The sequence below is a fragment of the Hymenobacter rigui genome (assembly GCF_003944715.1).
GTDB classification, from domain to species: domain Bacteria; phylum Bacteroidota; class Bacteroidia; order Cytophagales; family Hymenobacteraceae; genus Hymenobacter; species Hymenobacter rigui.
Genome location: NZ_RWIT01000003.1, coordinates 186,035 through 209,708, shown reverse-complemented (window position 1 = coordinate 209,708; position 23,674 = coordinate 186,035). Strand labels below are relative to the sequence as shown.

Sequence of the window (23,674 nt, the reverse complement as noted above, 5' to 3'; positions counted from 1 at the left end):
ACCGCCGTAGCACCCGTGGCCGCCGGAGCCGACAGGTCGCCGATGAGGTTGTTGCTGGCCGTCACGGTAGTACCCGAGCCCAGGTACAGCCCGTACACCATGCCATCGGCATTAGCCGCCGACAGCCCGTAGATTTTGTTGCGCGAAACCGTTACCGTAGAGCCGGTAGAGGTACTAATGCCGAACACTGCACCCGTTACGCCCAGCGTGAAACCACCCACCGTGTTCTGGCTGATGGTTTTGGTGGTAGTAGAAGTCGGGAAAGTCTGAATGCCGTAAATCGACGAGGCTGTACCCGTGGTAGTTCCCGAAATGCTCAGGTTAGTAAACGTATTGCCGCTAATGATTTCCGAAGTGGGCGAGCTGAAGTCGTAGTACCCGTTGATGACCGCGCTGTTAGTGCCGGACGTTATAATGCTGTTGCTGCTCACGGTGTTACCCATTACCGTAACGGCCGCTGTGGTAGCCTGAATGCAGTGCATGGTACCACTGGTGGCCGTTCCGCCGGTTTTGGTGTTGCCGGTCAGCTGGTTGTCGGTAATGTTCAGCGTAGTGGGGCCCCCGCCGTACAGCAGATTCAGGGTGCTGGTACCCGCCTGGCTATTGCCGGTTACGCGGTTGTTGCTGAGCGTTACCGTTGTGCCCGCGCCGGAGTTGTACAACAGATTGCAGGGAGCCGCCGCACTGGCGCTGCCGCCGTGCGCGTTGTTGCTGACGGTATTCCCCGAAATGTTTATCGTAGCGGCCGAGGCCGAGTTGTACACCCCGTAAAACGTAGCAGTAGTAGCCGTGGCGTAGGTACAGCCCGTTACGGTGTTGCCCGTGATGGTTACCGTGTTGGAGGCCGCCGTGGAGCCAATACCATTTTCAATACCCGACATCTGCGAGGTAGTAGCCCCCGACGCCAGTGTAATGGTATTGTTCACAATGTCAATATTCGACGAGGTACCCGTGTTGCCATAAATGCCCCGGATGGTGCTGGTAACCGTGGAAGCCGCTACCGGCGTGGAGGCCGTGGCGGAGGTGTAGTTCAGGGTGCTGTTGATGATGTTCCCCGAAATCTTCAGCCCGTTCTGATAGTTGCCACCCGCGCCCCAGCCGGAGGCCGTACCCCCGAAGTTGCCAATGGTATTTGGAGCCGTTACCCCAATTTCATTGTTCAGATCGTAGTTGGCCAGTGTGGTAGTGGAGGCTGCCGCGAAGTTAATGCCGACCAGAGAGTTGGTAACCACGTTGCCGTACACCTTATTGCCGGAGTTGGCTCCCGCTGTGCTGGTAGCGGCTACAGCTGTGGTATTGGCTGTGGTGTACGACAAGCCCGCAATGCCAATGGTGGCTGTGTTAGTCTTGTTTAGCGTCACCACGCAGTTACGAATGGTATTGTTCTGGCAGCCATCCGTGGCCGAAGCCCGGTAGAAGGCGTACCCGAATTCCATCTGGGTGGCAGCGGTGGTATTGGTGCTGCTTTCCGCAATGTCAATACCATTAAACGTCACGTAATCGGAACCACTCAGGCGGATAACCGCATCCGTAGTAGCCGGCGAAACCGTGGTGCTGGTGCCCACACCAGCCGTTAGCAGCGGGTTGGCCCCGGAGCCGCTTTTCTGGAACACAATGGGGTTGGCACTGGTGCCAGTGGCCGTGAGGGTCAGGTTTACGGCCGTTTCCGTGTAGCCCGCCGCAATGTTCAGCGTAAAGCCGCCGGCCGGTACACCGTTGGTATTCAGGTCCGTGATGGCTGCCGCGAGAGTAGGATAGTCGCCGGGCAGCGTTTTCACGGTCTGGGCCCAGGCGCCGGAGGTACCCAGGAGCAGAACCAGAGCAGCTGGTATGCGGCGGTGCCAGGCGCGGTTTCGCGCCCTGGCCCTGTGTCCGAAAGAAAAAAGTAGAGGTGTTGGCATGTACTGGCAATAACAGTGAAGGTGAAAAAGGCAAGGAGAAACGTAACCAATGGCCAGCAGCTGCCGGAAAAATGCTATTCCTGTCCCCGGAGTCCACTGGGGTGACAGAGTCGGGATACATCGAAAAAAAGGGCTGCTTTCACTAATGAAATCAGCCTCAGTCTGCCTGATGCAGTGCTGAGTGTAAATAGATATCCTGGCCTTGGATGTGTAAGCACACGCTAAAAATGCACTGCTGAGACATAGAGTCGAATGAAATAGAAACCAGTGAATAACAGCTCGGTACGCTCCGGGCGCAAAAACTCAACTAGGAAATGGAAATATACTGATGTGACAGAGTGATGCCAAAAAAATCCAAAGAAATCAAAAAAAGGCCCTGCCAGTCAAAGCAGGGCCTTATGGAGGTAATGTACTTGTATGGCCGGTCGCTGGGCCCCGTTTCGCCTAAATAGGCTTAATCTCCGGTGCCATGATGAGTTTCGCCAGGTAGGCAATGGCACCAGCGTAGCGGCTGCGTAGTTCCATGTATTGCTCCCAGGCCGCCTGCTCCTCCTGAAGTCGGACACCTGCGGCGCGCAGCTGCTGACAGGCCAAGTCAAAATCGTGGCGCTGGGGCTCAACAGGCGCTATACCGGAAGTTTCAGTTACGTCGGCCTCATAGCGGAAATACCGTGCTACCCGGTTGATGGCCACACAGCCCGCTTTAAAGCACAACACCAGGTGCGGGTCGCGGGGCTGGGCCACGGTGCTGCTGATGAGGGCGGCCGCGTCCAGAATTACGTCGGCGGCAGTAACCCAGGAGCGGCCCGGCTGTGGGGACCGGAAAAACGCCAGAATAGCCAGGGACGTGTGGGTTTCCTCAATTTCCACAAACCATTCTTCCCAATCCTTCCACTGCTCACTATCGTCGTGAAAGGAGCCGGTGCGGTTCAGCCACAGTAGCAGCTCCACTGCCGAGGCTTTGGCTCCGGCCCGCAGTTCCAGTCGGGCCACCGTCAGCTCCCGCCGCGAAAAGGCCTGGTACATGGTAGGCAGATAGGATATCAGCAGCGTGAGCAGCAGCAGCCCCAGCGTGGCCTCGGAGTACGACATAATACTGGCAACCAGGCCGTGCGTTGGCTCATCGGCCCCGATTGTGAGCAGGGAACTCGCACTGATGCGGTAGCACCGCGTAAGGTCACCTTCATCCAGCGCCCAGAAAATGGCCGTGTATCCCACGCTGACTACCGTGAGCCATATAATGGGCAGGGTTACCAGCCCCACCGGGGCATATAAGGCCATTACCTTGTCGCGCTGACTGTAGGTGCGGCCCAGGGCGGCCATGGCTTCGAAGGCGCGCCGCACCGCCCGAAACACCCAGGTATTGAGCAGGGCCGACTCGTTGCGCGGCAGCACAAACGACTGAATGGCGGCCAATACGGTGGACGCAACCAGAAAAGCGCCAGCCGCAAAAGCCAGCACCCGAAACACTAGTTCAGGCATACACAAAAACACGGGCGGCAGTGGTGCCGCCTGCTTTGTACTGCCGTGGTTGCTACAGGGTTGGCAGGTGGGCCTACTTCCGCTCTTTCCAGAGCTGGCGGAAGGTTTTGGGGGCTACCTGAACGGCGTCGCGGCGCTTGCTCCAGCCTGTTTCGCCCAGCAGGCGGCTGAGTACCCAGTTTTTGCCGGCGGCCGGGGCCAGGTCCCACATCCAGCGGTGCTTCATGCCATACAGCCACAGCGTAACGGCCCGGCGCTCCTCCTTCTCAGTGAGGCCTTCCGCCACGCTTTGCTGGCGGTTTTTGAGCAGAATGTTGTGAATAGGAATGCGCACCGGGCACACCGAAGTGCAGGCCCCGCACAGGCTGCTGGCGTAGCTCAGGTGCTTATTCTCGGCCATGCCCGAAAGGTGGGGCGTAATCACCGAGCCGATGGGGCCGGAATACGTGGCCTCGTAGGTGTGCCCACCAATGTTCTTGTACACCGGGCACACGTTCAGGCAGGCCCCACACCGGATGCAGTTCAGCGCCTCGCGCTTATCAGGCTGGGCCAGCAGGTTGGTGCGGCCGTTGTCCAGCAGAATCACCACCATTTCCTCGGGGCCGTCCTTTTCCAGCGGCTGGCGGGGGCCGGTGTAGATGGTGTTGTACACCGTTACCTGCTGGCCGGTGCCGCTGGTGCTGAGCAGGGGCCAGAACAAATCCAGGTCCTGCAGCCGCGGAATCACCTTCTCAATGCCCACAATGGCAATGTGGGTTTTGGGGAAGGTGGCCGAGAGGCGGGCGTTGCCCTCGTTTTCGGTCACGCACACGGCCCCGGTATCGGCAATAAGGAAGTTGCCACCCGTAATGCCCACCTCGGCCGAGGTGTACTTATTGCGCAGCAGGTGGCGGGCCGTGAGCACCAGCTTCTGGGCGTCGTCGGTGTACTCAATGCCGAGGTGCTTCACGAAGATGTCGGCAATATCCAGCTTGCTCAGGTGCATGGCCGGCGTCACGATGTGGTAGGGTCGCTCCCCGTTCAGCTGCACAATGAACTCGCCCAGATCCGTCTCCACCGACTCGATACCCCGCTTTTCCAGGTACTTGTTGAGGTGAATTTCCTCGGTGGTCATGCTCTTGGCCTTCACCACGGTGCGGGCCTGGCGGCGCTCCATAATCTTGCCCACCTCAAACAGGGCTTCCTCCGCGTTCTGGGCCCAGATAACCTTACCGCCCCGGGCCGTGAAGTTCTGCTCAAACTGCAGCAGGTACTCATCCAGCCGGTTTATCACCTGGGTTTTTAGGTACGACGCCCGGTCGCGGGCCAGCTCGTGGTTCTGGTAGAAACCCATGCCCGTTTGCACCGCCGCGTTGTATTTGCCAATATTGAACCGGATTTTGCGCCGGTGCTCCAGGTCGAAGGCTTTGCGGTCGGCATCCACCAGAAACTGAGCCGATTTTTTGGGAGCGGGCGTGAGGGTCGTCGGGTTCATGGCAGCACGGGTTACAACGGGTTCTTAACAAAGATAAAAACCCGCCGGACCTTAAGAGGTTCGGCGGGTTTTTTAAGTGATAAGAGCCGATGTCATTGCGAGGCGCAGCCGAAGCAATCCGTCCTTTCCAATGGCAGAAACCCCGAAATATAAAAAGCCCCTGACACCAGCGTGGACGTCAGGGGCCTTAGAATAGGTCAGAGCTGGGTGCTTGGAAAAGGACAGATTGCTTCGGCTGCGCCTCGCAATGACACGTCTTTCATCAGTTCATTCCTGCGTTATTTCTTGTTCGAATCCACTACAATGCGCTTGTCGCGGTTGGCCAGGTCCCAGGCGGTGTAGAACACCAGGCGGGCGCGCTTCTCCATTTTGGGGAATTCGATTTTCTCGATTTCGTCTCCCGGGCCGTGGTAGTCATCGTGCACGCCGTTGAAGAAGAAGGCCACCGGAATGCCGTGCTTGGCAAAGTTGTAGTGGTCGGAGCGGTAGTAGAAGCGGTTGGGGTCTTCCGGGTCGTTGAAGCGGAAGTCCAGGTCCATCTTGGTGTACTTCTGGTTCTGGGCCTGCAGAATGGTGTGCAACTCCGAACTGAGCTTGTCGGAACCGATGACGTACACGTAATCGTCCTTGCCCTCGTGGTCCTTGTCGGTGCGGCCCACCATGTCGGTGTTCAGGTCCACCACGGTGCTTTGCAGCGGGAAGATGGGGTGGTCGGTGTAGTACTCGGAGCCCAGCAGGCCCTTTTCCTCACCGGTTACCGTCAGGAACAGGATGCTGCGACGGGGGCCGTGACCTTCGGCTTTGGCTTTGGTGAAGGCCTGCGCCATTTCCAGTACCGATACCGTGCCCGAGCCATCGTCGTCGGCGCCGTTATGCACCTCGCCGTTGATGATACCGATGTGGTCGTAGTGGGCCGACAGGACCATTACCTCATCTTTCAGGTCGGTGCCTTCCAGGTAGCCCAGCACGTTTTCGGTAGTGAAGTCCTCCATTTTCTTGGGGGCTTTCACCATGATTTTAGCAGGCTTGAAGGGGCTGGCCGTGGGCTTGGCGGCCTTGCTTACGGCGGCTGTGTACTTGGTTACGGCCGGGGCGGTGGTGCCCATCAACTTGTAGCCAACGGCCGGGCTCACGAAGTAGGCCGTGGGGCGCGTGGTCTGGGAAGCTTCCTTGAACGCAATGCTGGGCCGGCTGATGTATGGCGTCATGCGGGCGGCCAGCTTCTCGAAGTTGCTGTTGGGGTTGAAATCCACGAAGAACACCGAGCGGGCACCTTTCTGGGCGGCCAGCGTGAGCTTGGCCCGGAAATCCTGGCCCCACTTGCTGTTCTGACCATCTTTGCCCAGCAAAGCAGCCCCTTTATCGTTCTGAGGCTCGCCCAGCAGAATCAGCAGGTCCTTGCCCTTCACGTCGCCCAGGGCGGCGTAGTCGGAGTAGCCGTCCTGCTCAATGCCGTAGCCGGCAAACACGGGCTGCACGGCGGTTTCCTGCGCGAAGCCGTTGCCGCCGAGGGCGTAGAAATCCGTCAGCCACTTGTAGGTGTCTTTGCCCACTTTAAGCGTAGCGCCATCAGCCCAGGAGCTGCGCACCATGGTAAAGTGCTGCAGGTAGGGGTTGTCGGAACCCTGCACCGGGCCCTTCAGGCCCAGCTCGGCGAACTGCTTGGCAATGTATTCGGCGGCCATTTTCTGGCCCTTCTCGCCGGTTTCGCGGCCTTCGTAGGCATCCGAAGCCAGCACGGAAAGGTGCTGCCGCAAATCGGCCTGAGTAATGGTTTCGGCGTAGGTCTGAGCCAGGTCAGCGGCCGTTGCTGCCGGGGCGGCGGTTTCCAGCACCGGCGCGGCCGTTACTTCGGTTTTGGCTTTGCGCTTGGTTTTCACCTTGACTTTCTCGGGGGCCTGGGCTACCGCCGAGGTAGCCACGCCCGCCGCCAGCAGCCAAGTGAGCAGGGAAGTTTTTTTCATACAGAGTAGGAAGGTTGGTAGGAGAGAGGTGGGCTAAAGACAACAAGCCGGCAAAAGGCTGCACGTATGGCCGCTTGCAGCCGCGTTTTGGCTACTTGGTGATGAGTACCGAGGCGTAAGCGGCCACGCCTTCGCGGCGGCCCACGAAGCCCAGCTTCTCAGTGGTGGTGGCTTTGATGCTGATATCCTCGGCGTCGATGCCCATTACCTCGGCCAGCACGCGCTGCATCTCGGCAATGTGGGGGTTGACTTTGGGGGCTTCGAGGCAGATGGTGGAGTCGATGTTGCTGATGGTGTAGCCGCGCTCCGTGAGCAGGCGCACCACTTCCTTCAGTAGCCGCTTGCTGTCGATGCCCTTGTACTGCGGATCGGTGTCGGGGAAGTGAAAGCCAATATCGCGCAGGTTGGCCGCGCCCAGCAGCGCGTCGCAGATAACGTGGATGAGCACGTCGGCGTCGGAGTGGCCGAGGGCCCCGTGGGTGTGCGGCACCTGAATACCGCCGAGCCAGAAGGGCAGGCCCTCCTGCAGCTGGTGAACGTCGTAGCCGAAGCCGGTCCGGATTTTCATAGGGGTCGGAAGGGGAAAAGAAAACGGGAATTGGCTGGCAAGGTACGGCAACCGCGCCGTTGGGGACGGGGAAAAATGTTGGCTCCCGGTAAAGTAAAACCGGCCGTTACGCGTCGGTACCAGCGGCACGACTTGCCCGGATGAAAAAGGATAGCAAAAAATTAATGGAAACTATGGAATCAGTAAAAGTTTCCGCAGTACCTTTGCTGTCGTAATCATGGAAATAAAAGACCGAATCCTGCACGCCGCCATCGGCCTCTTCACCCGCAACGGGATTAAGAGCGTGTCGATGGACGACATTGCTACCCACTTGGGTATCTCGAAGAAGACGCTCTACAAATGGTTCGAAAACAAGGACCAGATTGTATCGGCCGTCATTCATAATCACCTGACCGGAGTACAGGGCGAGTGCGAAGGCATCATCGGCCACGCCCGCAACGCCGTGGACGAGATGGTGCAGATGATGGACTGGGCCAAACGGCAGTTTGCCAATGTGAACCCCAACGCCATCCACGACTTGCGCAAGTACTACCCCGCCGCCTGGGGCCTGTTCCACGAGCACAAGAGCAGCTTCATTCTGCAGCAGATTCAGGCCAACCTGCGCCGGGGCGTGCAGGAAGGCCTCTACCGCGCCGACCTCGACATTGAGGTGCTCTCACGTCTGCGCCTGGCCCAGATTGACGTGCTCTTCGACCCAGAAGTATTCCCGCACGCGCAGTTCGACCAGATGCGGGTGCAGATGGCATGCAATGAGCATTTCCTGCTGGGCGTGGTGTCTCTGAAAGGCCACAAACTACTGAATGAGTACCGTCACGTGACGGAAGAAGAATAAGCTTCATCACCTGCTTTCCCTGTTATGAAAAACAACCTCCGCGTTATGCTGCTGGCCGCCGGGCCGGGCCTGCTGGCCCCCGCCGGGGCCGCCCTGGCGCAGACGGCCCCGGCTCCGCAGCCGGCGCTGGCCACCTCCGCAGCCGTGGGCCTGATGCCCCTGAGCCTGCAGCAAGCCATCGATTTCGCCGTGAAGAACAAGTCGTCGTTGCTTTCGACGCGCCTGAACGAGCAGACGGCCCGAGCCAAAGTGGGCGAAATCAAGGCCGCCGGCCTGCCCCAGGTGAACGTGGCCGCCAACGTGGCCGACAACTTCAAGCTGCAGAAAAGCTTGGTTGATTTCGGGGCGTTGGGCGGTGGCAGCTCGGCTACCACCCTTACCCAGGCTGATATTGCCGCCGCTCAGGGCGGGCAGACGGTGAATCTGGGAACGGTAACCCTGCCCCGGGAACCGGTGCCACCGCAGGCGTTTGCCTTTGGTTTGCAGTGGGCCGGCAACACCAGCGCCTCCGTGTCGCAGCTGCTGTTCGATGGATCCTACCTCATCGGCCTGAAAGCCGCCAAGGTATATGAGGATCTGGCTAAGAAGCAGACGCAGCAAGCCGAAATTGACGTGGTGGAGCAAGTGAGCAAAGCGTACTACAGTACGCTGGTCGCCCGTGCCCGCCTCGCCCTGCTGGCCCGTAACGTACAGCGCCTCGATACGGTACTGTATCAAACCAACGAAACTTTTAAGGCTGGTTTTGCCGAGAAGCTGGACGTGCAGCGCCTGCAGGTGCAGCGCAACAACCTGCTGGTGGAGCAGCAGAAAGCCCAGCGCCTCACCGAGTTGAGCGTGGCCCTGCTGAAATTCCAGATGGGCCTGCCCCAAAGCCAGACCGTGCAGCTGACTGACTCGCTGGGGGCCGCCGTGGTGGATGCCGGTGCCCTGCGCCAGCGCTTGGGCGTAGTCAGTGCCACGAATGGTGGCGGTGTTACCGGCCTGGGCAATGTGCCTACTGGTACAGCTCCGACCTCCGGCAACACCGACGCCCAGCGTCAGCAGGATCAGCAGACGGCTCTCAGCGGAGCACGTACCGGTCAGTTGGCGGCCGCCTTCAACTACAACAACCGCATTGAGTTCAGCACGCTGGAAACCCAGCAGGCCCTGGCTGGCCTTGACTTGGCCAACCGTCGGGCCGGTGCCTATCCGCGCCTGCTGGCTACGGCGGCGTACGGCTTCTCGGGCTCGGCCAAGCAGCCCGGCGACCTGTTTGCCTTCCGGGGCCCCGACTCGCGGGCGGCCAACGGTTTCCCTAACCAGAACTGGTTTGGGTTCGGCAATGTGGGCCTGAGTCTGCAGATTCCGGTATTCGATGGTTTCCGCCGCAAGTACCAGGTACAGCAGGCGCGCATTGCCCAACAAACCATCGAGAAAGGCTTTGAAACGTTGCGCCAGAGCATCGATTTGCAGGATGCCCAGAGCCGCACCACGCTCATCAACGCCCTGGATGTGCTGGACAATCAGAAAGCCAACCTTGATCTGGCTGCCGATGTGGCCCGCGTGTCGCGTATCAAGTTTCAGGAGGGGGTAGGGTCCAACCTGGAAGTGGTAACGGCCGAAACCAGCCTCCGCGAAGCCCAGACCAACTACTACGCGGCCATTTACGACGTGCTGGTAGCCAAAGTAGACCGGGACAAAGCCACCGGCGAGCTGTACAACCAGGCCAAGAAATAAAGGAGCTGGGAGTCAGAAGCTAGGAGCTGGAAGCTGCTGACCCCACTACGCTGTTTTCTTTTTCTCATTCCGGCTCCTCTCTCCTAGCTACTAGCTCCTTACTCCATGAAATTCATTACTCCTGCCTTTCTCCTGACTCTGGGCTTACTGACCGCCTGCGGCGACAAAGACCCTAAAGCGGAGCTGGCCAAGCTGAAAAAAGAACAGGCTGCCAACCAGGCCAAAATTGCCGAACTGGAAGCTAAAACCGGTGCCAAGGCCGAAGGTGCCGCCGCCCAGGCCACGCCGGTTTCCGTGATTAAAGTAGCCCCCGAAAGCTTCAAGAGCTACCTGGAGCTGCAGGGCCGCGTAGACTTCGACCAGAATGCCAACGTGGCCGCCCGCGCCGCCGGTACCCTTACCAGTCTGCGCGTGCAACGCGGCGACCGGGTGAGCAAGGGCCAGACCCTGGCTACCGTAGACGCCAGCATCCTCGACGCCAGCATTGCCGAGCTGCGCACCCGCATGGACCTAGCCCGCGTGGTATATGAGAAGCAGGACCGCCTCTGGAAACAGCAGATTGGCACCGAAATTCAATACCTGCAGGCCAAAAACAACTACCAGGCCCTGCAGCGCAACCTGGCTACCCTCAACCAGCAGCGCGCCCTCTACACCGTGGTGGCCCCGTTCTCGGGTACCGTGGATGATGTAGTGCCGAAGCTGGGCGAAACCGTAGCGCCCGGCGCGCCCGTGGTAAAGCTCATCAGCAGCAGCGGCACCGGCAAGATTCTGGCCGATGTATCGGAAGCCTACGCCTCCCGCATCAAGGCCGGCGACCAGGCCCTGGTAACCATTCCGGACCTGGGTAATGAGGAGCTGCCCGCTACCGTACGGGTAGTATCCAGCACCATCAACCCCACCAGCCGCACGTTCACTACCGAGCTGCGCCTGAGCGGCAGCAAGGCCGGCCAGCTGCGCCCCAACATGGTAGCCAACGTGCGCATCCAGAACTACGCCCGCCAGAGCGCCACCGTGCTGCCCGTGGACTTGGTGCAGAAAGACGAGCAGAACAACTACGTGCTGGTAGTAGGCGAGAAAGGCGGCAAGAAAGTAGCCGCCAAGCGCATCATCCAGACCGGCCAGACCTACAACGGCAAAGTGGAAGTAACCGGTGGCCTGCAGGCCGGCGACCAGGTGATTTCGGCCGGCTACCAGACCCTGAACGAAGGTCAGCTGGTGACGCTGTAGGCGTTGCACAAACCGCCAAAACCCCAACAATATGCAGGATCTAGAGAAAGAGTTTGGGCCGACCAGTTGGTCGATTAATAATAAAACCAGCATCTACATTATCACGGTGCTGCTGTGCGTGGCGGGGATTTTTGCCTACATCAAGCTGGGCAAGGAGAAGTTTCCCGACATCGTGATTCCGCGGATTATCGTGGCCACTATTTACCCCGGTACCTCGCCGGCGGATATCGAAAACCTGGTGACGCGCCAGCTCGAAAAGGAGCTGAAGGGCATCAACGGGGTGAAGAAAATCAACTCCACCTCCAACCAGGACTACTGTATTGTCGACATCGAGTTCAACTCGGGCGTGGACGTGCAGTACGCCAAGCAGCTGGTGAAGGACGCCGTGGATAAAGCCGCGCCCGAGCTGCCCAACGATTTGCCCTCGCCGCCCACGGTGAAGGAAATCAACATTTCGGAGCAGCCCATCATGTTCGTGAACCTGAGCGGCAACCTGCCCGCCGCCCAGCTCAAAAAGTACGCCGACGACTTCCAGGATAAGATTGAGGCCCTGCCCGAAATTACCCGCGTGGACATCGTAGGGGCCCTCGACCAGCAGGTAAACGTGGACGTGGACCTGAACAAGCTGCGGGCCTCGCGCCTGGGCTTCTCCGACATCAGCAACGCTATTGCCCGCGAAAACGTGACCATCTCGGGCGGCTCCGTGGACGTAGGCTCCCAGAAGCGGGCCGTGCGTGTGGCCGGCCAGTACGTGCGCGCCGAGGACATTGCCGACATTCAGGTGAAAAACCTGAACGGGGCCGCCGTACGCCTCGGCGACATTGCCACCGTGACGGACGGCTTCAAGGACCGGGAGTCCTACGCCCGCCTCGACGGCAAGCCCGCCATTACCCTGAACGTGGTGAAGCGCCAGGGCGAAAACCTCATCGATGCCTCCGATAAAATCAAGGCGCTGGTGAAGGACGCCGAGAAGACGCTGCCCACCGAGCTGAAGGTGACCATCACCGGTGACACCTCCAACGACACCCGCGTTACGCTGCACGACCTGATCAACACCATCGTTATCGGCTTCCTGCTGGTAACGGCCATTCTGCTGTTCTTCATGGGCACCACCAACGCCATGTTCGTGGGCCTGTCCGTGCCGATTTCGATGTTCCTGGCCTTCCTGATTATCCCGGGCTTCGATTTCTCGCTGAATATGATTGTGCTCTTCGCCTTCCTGCTGGCGCTGGGCATTGTGGTGGACGATGCCATTGTGGTAATCGAAAACACCCACCGCCTGTTGCACGAGCACCCCGAGCTGAGCACCGAAAAGGCCGCCAAATTCGCCGCCGGCGAGGTATTCGTGCCGGTACTGGCCGGTACGCTCACCACGGTGGCCCCCTTCGTGCCGCTGATGTTCTGGCCCGGCATTGTGGGCTCGTTCATGTACTACCTGCCCGTTACGCTCATCATCACCCTGATGTCGTCGCTGGTGGTGGCCTTCATCATGAACCCGGTGTTTGCCGTGAGCTTCATGGAGCGCGAGGAGCACTTCGAGGAAGACCTGCACAGCAAGCCCAAACTGAGCAAAGGCCTCAAAATTGCCGTGGGCGTACTGGTGGCTTTGGGTATCCTGTTCAACGTGCTGGCTTTGGGCGCTACGCCCGAAGTTGGCCCCGATGGCGAAACCAGCGGCCTGATAGGTCACTTTATCGGCAATATCTGCCTGGCCCTGGCCGGCTTCATCCTGCTCGACAAGTTTGTGCTGGTGAAGATGATTGCCTGGTTCCAGACCCGCGCCTTGCCCAAGTTCCAGAACGGCTACGCCAACCTGGTGCGCTGGGCCATCAGCCACCCCGCACTAGTGATGGTGGGCGTGATTGTGCTGTTCGTGGGTTCGTTTGTGGCCATCGGTATTCGTGGGCCCAAGGTGGACTTCTTCCCCAAAGGTGACCCGAAATTCATCTACACCTACCTGAAAATGCCGGTAGGCACCCGCGTAGAAATTACGGACTCCATTACCAAAGTACTGGAAAACCGCATCTACGGCGTGATTGGCCGCAACAACCCCGACGTGGAATCGGTGATTACCAACGTGGCCATCGGGGCCGGCGACCCGAGCGACGCTTCGTCGTCGAGCGGTACGGCTATGTCGAACATGGGCAAGGTAGCCGTGGCCTTCAAGGAGCTCAGCGACCGGACCGGCCCAGCCACCGGCACCTACATGGATAAAATCCGGGAGGTAGTGAAAGGTATTCCCGGCGCCGAAATTTCGGTGGACCAGGAAGCCAGCGGTCCGCCCCAGCAGAAACCCATTGCCATTGAGGTGATTGGCGACGACTACCCCACGTTGGCCAAGCTCAGCAAAAAGGTGACCCGCTACGTCGATTCGCTCAACATCGGCGGCGTGGAAGCCCTGCGCTCCAACCTGGAGGACCGCAACCCCGAAATTGCCGTGAACATCGACCGGACCCGCGCCAACCGGGAAGGCATCAGCACCGGCCAGATTGGTCTGGAAGTGCGCACGGCCATCTACGGCTCGGAAGCCAGCAAATTCAAAACCTCCGACGATGAGTACCCCGTGCAGGTGCGCTACGCTAAGCCCTACCGCAACGACGTGGACGCCATCATCAACGCCCCACTCACGTTCCGCGACGCCACTGGTGCGGTGCGGCAGGTGCCCATTTCGTCCATTGCCCAGGTAACCTACGGCAGCACCTACGGCGGCATCCGGCGCAAGGACACCAAGCGCGTCATCACCATCAGCTCCAACGTGCTCAACGGCTACACCGGTCCTGATGTAGTGGCTAATATCCGCACCGCGCTCCAGTCGTTCCCCACGCCGGCCGGCTACACCATCAAGATGGGCGGTGCCGAGGAAGACCAGAAGGAAACCACCGACTTCCTGCCCCTGGCTGGTTTAGGTGCTCTGGCACTCATCTTCCTGATTCTCGTGACGCAGTTCAACTCGTTCAGCAAGCCGGTTATCATCCTCTCGGAAGTGCTGTTTTCCATTGCCGGCGTGTTCTGGGGCCTAGCTATTACGGGCCAGAACATCTCCATCGTAATGACCGGGGTAGGTATTATTGCTTTGGCCGGTATTGTGGTGAAGAACGGGATTCTGCTGGTGGAATTCACCGATATCCTGCGGGCCCAGGGTATGCCGCTACGCGAAGCCATTGTACTGGCCGGTCGTACCCGCCTCAACCCGGTAATCCTGACGGCCACGGCCGCCACGCTGGGCCTGATTCCGCTGGCCATTGGTCTGAACATCGACTTCTACGAGCTGTTCGCATCCGGCCACGCCCACTTCTTCATCGGCGGCGAGTCGGTGGTGTTCTGGGGCCCGCTGGCCTGGACCATCATCTTCGGGCTGGTATTTGCCACGGCCATTACCCTGCTGGTAGTGCCGGTGATGTACCTGCTGAGCGAAAGCCTGAAGCTGCGCCTGAAAGGTACTCGTGAACCCGTAGCCGATGCCGAAGAGGTAGAGGCTGCCCGTCCGCCGGTGCTTTCGCACTAAGCGGTTTCTGCAATGACCGGGCCACTACCCGGTGGTCCGGTCGTTGCTTTTTTTCTCTCGTGACTTGCAACCATTGCAGGCCCCTGAATACTCATCCGCCCGAACGGGCGGGCCAGTGCTGGAGCCAGCCATGTTTGCTCGCTTTTTTTCTCCCCTGTACCCCTGTCGTTCCTCTTATGGTCATCTCAACGACTACCGCCCCCAAAACCATTCAGCAGCAAGTGCTGCGCATTATCAGCAAGCGCAAGGCCATCAAGGCCCGCCGCCTGCGTATCGGTACCGATCTGAGCCGGGAGTTCGGCTTCGACACGGTGGATGTCGTGGACATCATTCTGGAATTGGAGCGTAACTTTCACATCACCATCCCGGATGAAGTGCCGTTGGCTACCGTGGGTGATTTTGTGAAGTACGTAGTAACGCACACGCCTGCTCAACAGCAGGCTGCGTAAGTATCCACTGGCGGGTATTAGCCGCCAAGCAGTACCCATTACCAAACGTATGAAGCCCCGTGGGGGCGGCGCACTGCTCGTGCGGCCGCTCCCACGGGGCTTCCTCGTGTATGCAGAATGCGGGTTAGCGCACGTTGCCGCCGGTATCACCGCCGTTGGGGCGGCTTTCGGCGGTAGCGCTGGGCTCCCGGCTGCTGTCGGTGGTCGTGGAGGCCACGTCGTGGTGCAGCGTAGCCGAGGTTTGATCGGAACTGGAGGCGTTGGCGCTGGAAGCGGCATGGCCCGAAGCCGAGCGGGGCTGCGAAGCTTTGGGCTCATCCTCTACCACCGTGGCATCTTCCACCACGCTGGGGCGGGTTTTCTCCCACTCCAGAAACTTGTCCATTTCTTCCTTAATAGTCGTGCTGAACCACGCTACCAGCGCCACGTCATCCAGCAAACCCAGTACCGGAATGAAGTCCGGAATCAGGTCGATGGGGCTCAGGAAGTAGATGGTTACGGCTACGGCCGCCACAACCGTGGAAGTGGGCAGACCCGTGTACTCCCCCGATATCGACGTGCGAATCAGGCGCAGCATGGTTTGCAGGGTTTCCCAGGCTTCGTGGGCAATAGAGCCCACATCCTTTTTGTCGCTGGCTTTGGTGTACGCGTCATTCAGCAGCTGCTTCATGCGCGTGGGCTTCTTTATGTATTCCTCGGCTTTCCCGACGAATTTCTTGAAAATAGGGGAGGAGGCTATGTCCTGGCCTTTGGGAGTCTGTTTGTCCATGGCTGCGGAGGGAGAGAAAGGAGTGGAGACAGAAATACCGATTTCCGGCCGTGTGCTATACCGCACTTTGGCTCAAATGGTTTTCCGGCCCGAAGGTCGCAGAAAAAACAAAAACGCTCCGTTCGGCAGGAACGAAGCGTTGGAAAAAGCTGGCGGCTGGGAGCTTAGCGCTCTACGCGGCCGGCGGCGTAGAAATTGCGGCTGTAGTAAGCTTGGTTCAGGGAGCTTACCATAACGCCGCCTCCGCAGGCCGAATGAGCAAACTTGCCATCTTTCAGGTAGATGCCCACATGGTAGATGGGCTGGCCCGGACCCCGGCGGAAGAATACTAGGTCGCCGGTCTGCATTTCGTCTTTCTGCACGTGCTTCACGCTGGTGAACATGGAGCGGGAGCTACGCTGCAGGGTAATTCCGTAGGCTTCTTTGAAAACGCGGGTAACAAACCCGGAGCAGTCGGTGCCGCTTTTGCTGTTGCTGCCGTAGCGGTAAGGAGTGCCCAACCACGATACCACGGTTTCAAGCAGGTTTTTATCGGCGTCGTAGCTGGCCTCAATGCCCAAGCGGTGCGCCACTTTATCGTAGGCTACGGAGTCGGAAGCGGTGAGTACGCGGGCTTCTTCATCACCCGAGAACAGGCTGCCGAGCAGGGAGGCTTCTTGCGTAATAGCCAGCGGCGAAGCGGCCGTGGCAGTAGGATTTTGTTCGAAGAAAAAAGACAGGACCATCGAGGCCGCGGCGAGGCAATACAGAATGCTGTTTTTCATTGTCCGTCGTGGGAGAAAGAAGGCCCGCTGGGGTCAGCCGAACGGGATATGCGTGCTGTGTGCTAATCGATAGGCAACCGGAAAACCCGGATGACAAAAGAGAGAAAATAAGACCTTTCTGGCCGACGAAACCGGTAGATTTGACGACGGCCATTGGTTAAAGCTAAGTCCAAAATTTTAGACTGAACCGATTTTGCCCCGATTTTCTACAGATTTCTTCTAAAGACACAACTAAACGATAGAAAATTAATAACCGATTTAGCAACCTCCCGTTGTGGCCTTCCGTACATTTCGCCCACTTTTATTTTGCTTTATGCAACTCCCCCGTATCGTCGAAAACTCTCCGTTTGCCCGGGTGGCCCGCGCCAAGCTGGGAGCCACTAATGTGGCTATGGTGCTGGGTAACAGCATTCATCTGAGTGGGGTGAGCCGGGCGCAGTTCCTGCAGGACCCTTTTTGGGTGGCGCACGAAATGGAGCACATCCGGCAGTTTCAGCAGTATGGGCGGCTGGGTTTCCTGATCCGCTACCTGCGCGACTGGATGCGGCACGGCTATTATAATATCCCCTTCGAGGTAGAGGCGCGCAATGCTGCCGAACTGAACGCCCACCTCTACGCCCAGGGCAAGCCGCTACCTGGCCCCGCCGAGCGGCACCCTACGCCGAAGGTGAAATCGTGAGGTGGTGAAGTAGTGGGTTTGACGTTCTGATTAAACAGGAGCCGCCCCATCATCCCTGGCATAACCAGAGGATAATGGGGCGGCTGCATGCTATTGGTGCCGTCCGAACGTCAGACTCACCATTTTACCTTTTTACTGCTTATAAGGCCGCCAGACGGCCACCATCCACTACCAGGGTAGTGCCGTTCATGAAGTTGGCTTCGGCGGAAGCTACGAAGCAGATGGCGGCGGCCAGTTCCTCGGGCGTGCCTACCTGGCCGGTAATCTTCTCCTTGCCGCTTTTTACGTTGGGGTTGCTCCAGAGCATGGGCGTATCCACGGCACCGGGTGCCACGGCGTTGATGCGGGCATGATTGTGCGGAATTTCCTGGCTAAGGCCCCGTACAAAAGCCTCAATGGCTCCTTTGCTGGTAGCGTAAGGCACCACGTTGGCAGTGGTCTGCTGGGCGTGCACGGAGCTGACGGCTACAATGCTGCCTTTCTTCATGTGAGGCAGGCAGAGCTGGCAGAGCCGGAACAGTGGCCGCAGATTCACCTGCATCAGGTGGTCCCAGTCTTTGGGGTCGAGCTTGAGAATGGGCTCAAACGTCATCATACCGGCGTTATCCACCAACACGTCTACGCGGCCCCATTCTTTGAGCGTGCGCTCCACGGCGTGCACCAATTGGCTGTCCTTGCTGACGTCCGTGCGGATAAACAGGGCTTCGCCGCCGGCTTGTTTAATGAGCTGCACCGTGGTTTTGCCATCCTCGGCGTCGCGGCCCAGAACAGCCACGCGCCCGCCTTCCCGACCCATGCGCACCGCCACGGCCTGCCCGATACCCGAGGTGGCACCGGTAACTAGACATACTTTATCCTGAAAGCGTTTATTGGCGTCGGAGAGGGGAGTGAAGGGCATATTCGGTAGAAAAGGCAATGACAGATGCTTTTCCTAACGGGAAGCCGGGCCGGATGTTTGCCGGTACGGTAGAGTTTATACCCATTACTGCCTGACCCAGGCCTAACGCCAGCGGGCAAGGCCGCATGCGGCCGGGCAAATCTTCTGGCAACCTTCTGTCGGCTTTTCACGAATAGGGATGCAAATGGCCTGATGGTCAGACTATCTTCCTTCCTATCACGAACCCTCCTCTCCATGAGCACGCAAAAATCAAATCAGCCCGGCGCTCCTGCCCATAAGCACATCACCTTTACGCCCGCCAGCGAAGTAAATGGCTCGTCCTTGGAAGCAGTAGCTCCCTCGCAGGAGTCGTCCCGCTCGGAAGGCCAGCAGAAATCCTGGCTGGATCAGCAGCAGTGGCTGAAGAACATTGATGTAAACCAGCTTTCCCAGCAGGTAAAGGACCTAAGCGCGAAAGCCAAGGATTTCAGCACGAAAGCCGTTGACCAGGTAAACAGCCTCTCGCCGACGCAGAAAGTAATTGGTGGCGCTCTGCTGGTAGGCGGTCTGAGCTGGTTGGCCCTGCGCTCCAAAAACAGCCCCAAAGGCGAAACTTATCGCGGCAGCCGCGACGAAGACACCACTTGGAACAAATCCAGCGACTCGGTGTACCGTGGTGCCACCCGCAGCTACGGTGAGGACGACTACGCCGCTGACCTGTAAGCCAGCAAACCCACGCATAGCTTAAAAAGAGGCGGCCCCGATTCAATCGGGGCCGCCTCTTTTTTGTGGCATTAAAGCAAAAAAGCGCCGCTTCCATTGCTGAAAGCGGCGCTTGAGAGCCCCTTATTGGACTCAATCCATTACCACGAAACGCTCGGTAAAATACTGTATATCAAGCCGCTGTCAGAGAGTCAGTGACTTCTTGTTTTTATAGGGTAGCGTCAGAGGTAGCACCTTCGTCCAAGTGACGACGTACCGTACTCCGGTCAAAGCCCAGTTGCTCGATGACTTCCCACAGCCGCTCCACCGTTACATCCGGGGCGCTGGGGATGTAGCTCGACACGTAGCCCCGTACCCTCCACAACTCCCCAATGTCCCGGGTTTCCATCGTGTAGGGGTAGCGGTGCGGATTGTCAGAGTGTAGTGTCACCTCTGTATCGGAAGAACGCACCGGCTTCTTAATGCGCTTCAGCATCACCGATTCCGACGTAACCACTACGTAAATCTCTCCCGGCTCCAGCAGCCGCAGCTCCTCCACCCGGCTGCATACCACCACGTCCCGGTGGTGAATGGTGGGCTCCATACTGTCGCCTGATACCTCAAACGCCCGGTACTCGCCCTTCTCAAAGCCTGGCAGACGGTACTGGTCCAGCTGCTGATAGTACACGGCCTCATTGTGCTGAACGCTGTACCCCGCCTGCGCCGGGATTGGCACGAACACCGTGTTTTCGTTGCCCGCTCCATCTACCGTTACCACCACCACATTTTCCCCCCGCACCTGCTGCAGCAGCTGGGGGGGCTTCTCGTCCGTACCCCGCAGCATCGGCCCCCGACCTAATACCAGCCAGTCGGTTGAAACCTCGGGAAACTCTTCCAGAATATCGGTCAGCGTCCCAAACGATGGAGCCGAACCATTCAGGATACCATACAGCTTACTGGTCGCCACATAGCCCAGCCGCTTGGCCAGACTGTTAGCGTTGAGGGCATACTGTTCCATTATTTCCTGAATTCTGGAAACTACGGCCGGTAATTTTTCTGTCTGGTTATCAGGTTGTTTCATCTATTTAAGGTCATTACTGCTCAGATTTCAGTAATGAATTTGTAAGTTAACTGTAAGTAAAAGTGCTTTCACTTCTACAATATACATAAATCTTGCAAATAACATGAAAGAAATCGGTAAAGAGTCTACTCCTATGCGTAAAGTATTGGAGCGACTAGGACAGAAATCATCCGTTGTGCAGGCTACGGTGGCCCGCCTGCAGCAGCGAAGTGTAAAGGTCAGCGTGTCGCTGGTGTATAAGGTGATTAATGGAGAGGTGCAGCGCCACGACGTAGCCGAAGCCTTTCTGGAGGTGGCTGAGGAAGAATTCACCCGCCGCCGCCAACTCGAAGAACGGGCCCGCCAACTTGCCGATGCGTGATGCAGGCCGTTATCATTATCCCTGAAACCGAGTGGCGCGCCCATCTGGCCCGCCTCGATAAGCTGGAGCAGGCCGAAGCTGCCCGCGCCTCGGCCGTCGCCGCGAAGCCCGATCAGGTGCTGACCACCGCCCAGGCGGCCGCTTACATCGGCCTGTCCGTGTGCGCCCTGCTGCGTGCCCGCCGGGCCGGCCGTATCCAGGGCGTGCGTCTCAACGACAAGGATTGGGGTTTCCGCCAATCTGCCCTCGATTCCTACCCGCGCCGCTACCATCGTCCCACTATGCTGGTGGCTACGGCATGAGTCCCCTGGTTATTTCCCTGTTCGACCACTCCGGCCGCTTTGTCGCGCCCTGGGCTGCCGCCGGCTACGTCTGCTACTGCGTCGACGTGCAGCACCCGCCCGGTGAAACCTGGCAGGGCAACGTGTGCCTGGTCGGTGGCGACATGCGCCGCTTCGTGCCCCCGCCCGGCCCGGTGGCCTTCGTGGCGGCCTTTCCACCCTGTACCGACTTGAGCAACGCCGGGGCTCACCTGTTCCGGGTAAAAGGCCTGCGGGCCCTGGCTGCTGCCCTCGACCTGGTAGGGGCCGCCGCCGACCTCTGCCAGCGGCTGGGCGCGCCCTACTTCCTGGAAAACCCCCGGGGGCAGCTGCGGCACTACTGGCGCGAGCCGGACTACCAGTTCGACCCCTGCGAGTATGCCGGCTGGCTTCCCGACCCCGAAACTGAGGCCTACACCAAACGCACCTGCCTCTGGACCGGCCACGGCTTCCGAATGCCCGAGAAGCGGCCCGTCTTTCCGGTGCAGGGCTCCATGGTCGACAAGGTGCCCGGCTCGAAAAACCGCGCCAACCTGCGCAGCCTTACGCCCCGTGGCTTCTCAGCCGCCGTCTTTCACGCCCACCACTCCGCTTTCCAACCGGTATGAACCAGCAGCTCGCCCCCATCGTCGGCCCCGAGGCCGCCTCATCCCTCATCCGCATCCAGAAGGCCAAAATCAGGGAATGCCAGCTGCAGGCCGAATTTACCGAGCAGCGCGACCCGGAAGCCCCGACCCGCGTCTTTACGCTCACCAGCCCGGAGCCCGTCCATCCCGACCTGCAGCACCGCTTCGCCCGCCTCATCCCGCACCTGTGCCTGCTCTGCGAGCAGCTGCGCGAAACCCCCGACTTCTGGCCCGACGATGACGCCCCGGAGCTACCCGCGCATTTCGACAGCTTCAGCGTCACGGGCCTGAGCATCGGCCGCGGCGGGGGAGGGGTTACGCTCATCGGCCAGCGCCGGCTGTCCGGTAACCGGGTACTCAACCTCACCAGCCCCTACGTGGCCTACGACGACGAGACCGGCTCCGAATACGCCTATGCCGGCCTGCTGGAAGCCGCCGTGCAGGAGGCGCTGGCGGAAGTGGAAGCGGCCCTGCGCGGCAAGCACCGTGCCGCCGCCCGACAGCTCAACCTGTTCGCCCCGGTTGCCGGCTTCACCGCCCTTGATGAGCCGTTCATTCCCCTCAGCACGACCCATGCATGAACTTCATCCGCCACGCCATGGCCGCCCACCAGCAGCTCAGCACCTGTCCCGGGGCCCGGCCCCACCACGTCAGCCTGTATTGGGCCCTGTTCTATCAATGGAACGCTGCCCGCTTCCCCGTAGCCCTAACCATTGACCGTGCCGCCATCATGCAGGCCGCCCGGATCGGCAATGAGCGTACCTACCGGGCCACCCTCTACGACCTCGCTGCCTGGGGCCTGCTGACCTACCATCCCAGCCAGTCCCGGCACGAGAAAAGCCGCTGCTACCTCACCGATTTATCGGGGGCATTTCTGCCCCCTGTAAACCCGGTTACTATGGGCAGAGGTGCCCCCGATAAAACCGCGTTACCGGCGGCAGAACTGCCCGAAGCACTTGAGGCAGAACTGCTCCCGGTGAGCAGGGTATCAGGGGCAGAAGTGCCCGAACATACCTTATATGGTAAAACAGATAGTGTAAACAGGGGAGTAGTAAACGAGGGCGACGCCGCACTGCACCAAAAAAAAATAACGGTGCAGGAAGGAGAGGAGCTTTCAGGGGCGGAACTGCTCGACTACACCGCCCCGCCCAATAGCGCAGACCAGGCCCCCGGGACGCCGCGCATAAAACGGGGCCGCACTGCCTTACCCGAGCTGCCCTTCAGTCAGAGCCCCCTTGCGGAGGTGTCGGCCTTCATCCAGGCCTTCCAGGGCACCGACTACGAGCTGGCCGACCTGCGCCACTACCACCAGCTGGTCGCGACGTGGCGCGACAAAAAAACCGGATTAGAGCCCACCCGCAAGGATTGGGTTGCCACCGCCAAACGATTCATGCTCAATGACGCCGCCGATAACCGCCTCAAACTCGCTCCACACGTCCAGCGCCGCCCCGATGGCACCCTCCATCGGCAGCCCCCGGCCGGAAACTTCTTTGCTGCAACTGGCTTCCGCTCCAAGTACGACCAGTAGCTACTTGGCCAGCACCCCCAACCCCCACGCCCGCCTGGCCCTGGCCGAGCTGTCGGTGGGGCTCACCGTAGCCCAGGCCGCCGCCGCTCCCAAGCTCTTCCAGTTGAAAAAGCAGGTAGGGGAGGACGTGGTAGTAAAGCTGCTGGTCATCATCCTGCGGGCCTTCGTCGACAGCGTCCGCGTAGCCGAGAAGCCCGATGCCGCCGACATTCTGGAACTGGCCGATACGCTGGCCCAGACCTACACCCACGACAGCGTCAAGGATATCATTCTGGCCCTCAAAGAAGCCCGCACCAACGGCACCCGGTTTTTCAACGCCCTCGACCCCGCCAGGGTATATGAAATCATCCGGGACTACTTCACCCGCAAAGCCCAGTCCCTCGAAAATCAGCACCTCGACCGCAAAGCCCAGGCCATCAGCCAGGAGTCCGTAGCCCTTCACCAGCTCCAACAGGCCGCCCCCAGGCTGGTGCAGTCGGTGGCCCTGATGATTCCCGACAGCCACCCCAACGCTCAACACCTGCGCGACAAGCTCACCCTCATCAAGCAGAAATACCGTCGCGGCCTGGTGAGCATGGCGCAGGCCGAGCAGCAGCGCTACGAGGTGCAGCAGGCCATTCAACGCCACCCCAGGCCCGACTGGCAGCCCTCCGAAGCCGCCCAGCAGCAGATAACCCGCCGCCACCAGCAGGCCACCCGCCGCTTCGCTGAGAAGTGGGGGATTGTGAACACATAGCATTTGGGCGTATGAACCCTATGCTCTACTACCACGCCCGCTGTGGCAGCCTCTACCGCGTCACTACCATCGCGACTAACGAGAAACCCCCGGTCAGAAGCATGCAGGCCTGT

General features: G+C 59.5%; 20 protein-coding genes and 1 pseudogene. 13 read left to right on the top strand and 8 right to left on the bottom strand.

Going from position 1 to position 23,674, the window contains the following annotated elements; all coding sequences use genetic code 11:
• Positions 1 to 2,345: 2,345 nt before the first annotated feature.
• The 4 genes from EI291_RS07955 to ispF form a co-directional block, all read right to left on the bottom strand.
• On the bottom strand, positions 2,346 to 3,383 hold the full coding sequence (locus tag EI291_RS07955; protein ID WP_125419272.1) for a hypothetical protein: 1,038 nt from the start codon (positions 3,381 to 3,383) through the stop codon (positions 2,346 to 2,348).
• A 73-nt stretch (positions 3,384 to 3,456) separates the two neighbouring features.
• Positions 3,457 to 4,857: a LutB/LldF family L-lactate oxidation iron-sulfur protein gene (locus tag EI291_RS07950; RefSeq protein ID WP_125419271.1), complete on the bottom strand. Its 1,401-nt coding sequence runs from the start codon at positions 4,855 to 4,857 to the stop codon at positions 3,457 to 3,459.
• A gap of 278 nt (positions 4,858 to 5,135) precedes the next feature.
• Positions 5,136 to 6,821 carry a M28 family peptidase gene (locus tag EI291_RS07945; protein WP_125419270.1) on the bottom strand — a complete coding sequence of 562 codons (1,686 nt, stop codon included), beginning with the start codon at positions 6,819 to 6,821 and terminating at the stop codon, positions 5,136 to 5,138.
• Positions 6,822 to 6,912: 91 nt separating this feature from the next.
• On the bottom strand, positions 6,913 to 7,389 hold the full coding sequence (ispF, locus tag EI291_RS07940; RefSeq protein ID WP_125419269.1) for a 2-C-methyl-D-erythritol 2,4-cyclodiphosphate synthase: 477 nt from the start codon (positions 7,387 to 7,389) through the stop codon (positions 6,913 to 6,915).
• A 217-nt stretch (positions 7,390 to 7,606) separates the two neighbouring features.
• On the opposite strand from ispF, the gene EI291_RS07935 reads away from it, so the two are divergent.
• From EI291_RS07935 to EI291_RS07915, 5 genes are all read left to right on the top strand, one after another.
• A complete protein-coding gene (locus EI291_RS07935; RefSeq protein ID WP_125419268.1) occupies positions 7,607 to 8,221 on the top strand; it encodes a TetR/AcrR family transcriptional regulator in 615 nt (204 codons plus the stop codon).
• A gap of 24 nt (positions 8,222 to 8,245) precedes the next feature.
• A complete protein-coding gene (locus EI291_RS07930; RefSeq protein ID WP_125419267.1) occupies positions 8,246 to 9,937 on the top strand; it encodes a TolC family protein in 1,692 nt (563 codons plus the stop codon).
• Positions 9,938 to 10,042: 105 nt separating this feature from the next.
• Complete coding sequence (locus tag EI291_RS07925; protein ID WP_125419266.1) at positions 10,043 to 11,164, top strand: efflux RND transporter periplasmic adaptor subunit; 1,122 nt, start codon at positions 10,043 to 10,045, stop codon at positions 11,162 to 11,164.
• A gap of 31 nt (positions 11,165 to 11,195) precedes the next feature.
• On the top strand, positions 11,196 to 14,669 hold the full coding sequence (locus EI291_RS07920) for an efflux RND transporter permease subunit (RefSeq protein WP_125419265.1): 3,474 nt from the start codon (positions 11,196 to 11,198) through the stop codon (positions 14,667 to 14,669).
• Positions 14,670 to 14,845: 176 nt separating this feature from the next.
• A complete protein-coding gene (locus EI291_RS07915) occupies positions 14,846 to 15,118 on the top strand; it encodes an acyl carrier protein (RefSeq protein WP_125419264.1) in 273 nt (90 codons plus the stop codon).
• A gap of 415 nt (positions 15,119 to 15,533) precedes the next feature.
• Here EI291_RS07915 and EI291_RS23335 read toward each other — a convergent pair.
• Positions 15,534 to 15,695 (bottom strand): annotated as a pseudogene (locus EI291_RS23335) (YkvA family protein); the annotation flags it as partial.
• 356 nt (positions 15,696 to 16,051) lie between these two features.
• Positions 16,052 to 16,651 (bottom strand): C40 family peptidase, encoded by a 600-nt coding sequence (locus EI291_RS07905; RefSeq protein ID WP_125419263.1) that lies wholly within the window; start codon positions 16,649 to 16,651, stop codon positions 16,052 to 16,054.
• A gap of 313 nt (positions 16,652 to 16,964) precedes the next feature.
• On the opposite strand from EI291_RS07905, the gene EI291_RS07900 reads away from it, so the two are divergent.
• Positions 16,965 to 17,330: a hypothetical protein gene (locus EI291_RS07900; RefSeq protein WP_125419262.1), complete on the top strand. Its 366-nt coding sequence runs from the start codon at positions 16,965 to 16,967 to the stop codon at positions 17,328 to 17,330.
• Between the two features lie 139 nt (positions 17,331 to 17,469).
• On the opposite strand, the gene EI291_RS07895 is transcribed toward EI291_RS07900, so the two are convergent.
• Entirely contained in the window at positions 17,470 to 18,228 is a 759-nt protein-coding gene (locus EI291_RS07895; RefSeq protein WP_125419261.1) for an SDR family NAD(P)-dependent oxidoreductase, read from the bottom strand.
• Between the two features lie 234 nt (positions 18,229 to 18,462).
• Between EI291_RS07895 and EI291_RS07890 the strand changes: the two genes are divergently transcribed.
• Complete coding sequence (locus EI291_RS07890) at positions 18,463 to 18,930, top strand: hypothetical protein (protein ID WP_125419260.1); 468 nt, start codon at positions 18,463 to 18,465, stop codon at positions 18,928 to 18,930.
• Positions 18,931 to 19,138: 208 nt separating this feature from the next.
• On the opposite strand, the gene EI291_RS07885 is transcribed toward EI291_RS07890, so the two are convergent.
• Positions 19,139 to 19,927, bottom strand: a complete 789-nt coding sequence (locus EI291_RS07885; protein ID WP_240635432.1) for a S24 family peptidase — start codon at positions 19,925 to 19,927, stop codon at positions 19,139 to 19,141.
• 196 nt (positions 19,928 to 20,123) lie between these two features.
• Between EI291_RS07885 and EI291_RS07880 the strand changes: the two genes are divergently transcribed.
• The 6 genes from EI291_RS07880 to EI291_RS07855 are packed head-to-tail and all read left to right on the top strand — an operon-like array spanning position 20,124 to position 23,561.
• Positions 20,124 to 20,351 (top strand): hypothetical protein, encoded by a 228-nt coding sequence (locus tag EI291_RS07880; RefSeq protein WP_125419258.1) that lies wholly within the window; start codon positions 20,124 to 20,126, stop codon positions 20,349 to 20,351.
• Positions 20,351 to 20,653 (top strand): MerR family transcriptional regulator, encoded by a 303-nt coding sequence (locus EI291_RS07875; RefSeq protein WP_125419500.1) that lies wholly within the window; start codon positions 20,351 to 20,353, stop codon positions 20,651 to 20,653. The genes EI291_RS07880 and EI291_RS07875 overlap by 1 nt, the downstream gene beginning before the upstream one ends.
• On the top strand, positions 20,650 to 21,279 hold the full coding sequence (locus EI291_RS07870; protein WP_125419257.1) for a hypothetical protein: 630 nt from the start codon (positions 20,650 to 20,652) through the stop codon (positions 21,277 to 21,279). The genes EI291_RS07875 and EI291_RS07870 overlap by 4 nt, the downstream gene beginning before the upstream one ends.
• Positions 21,276 to 21,878 carry a hypothetical protein gene (locus tag EI291_RS07865; protein WP_125419256.1) on the top strand — a complete coding sequence of 201 codons (603 nt, stop codon included), beginning with the start codon at positions 21,276 to 21,278 and terminating at the stop codon, positions 21,876 to 21,878. Before EI291_RS07870 ends, EI291_RS07865 begins: the two co-directional genes overlap by 4 nt.
• The gene (locus EI291_RS07860) at positions 21,875 to 22,825 is read left to right on the top strand and encodes a hypothetical protein (protein WP_125419255.1); all 951 of its coding nucleotides are present in this window, start codon (positions 21,875 to 21,877) and stop codon (positions 22,823 to 22,825) included. Before EI291_RS07865 ends, EI291_RS07860 begins: the two co-directional genes overlap by 4 nt.
• The gene (locus EI291_RS07855; RefSeq protein WP_240635430.1) at positions 22,749 to 23,561 is read left to right on the top strand and encodes a hypothetical protein; all 813 of its coding nucleotides are present in this window, start codon (positions 22,749 to 22,751) and stop codon (positions 23,559 to 23,561) included. Before EI291_RS07860 ends, EI291_RS07855 begins: the two co-directional genes overlap by 77 nt.
• The last annotated feature ends 113 nt before the right edge of the window (positions 23,562 to 23,674 follow it).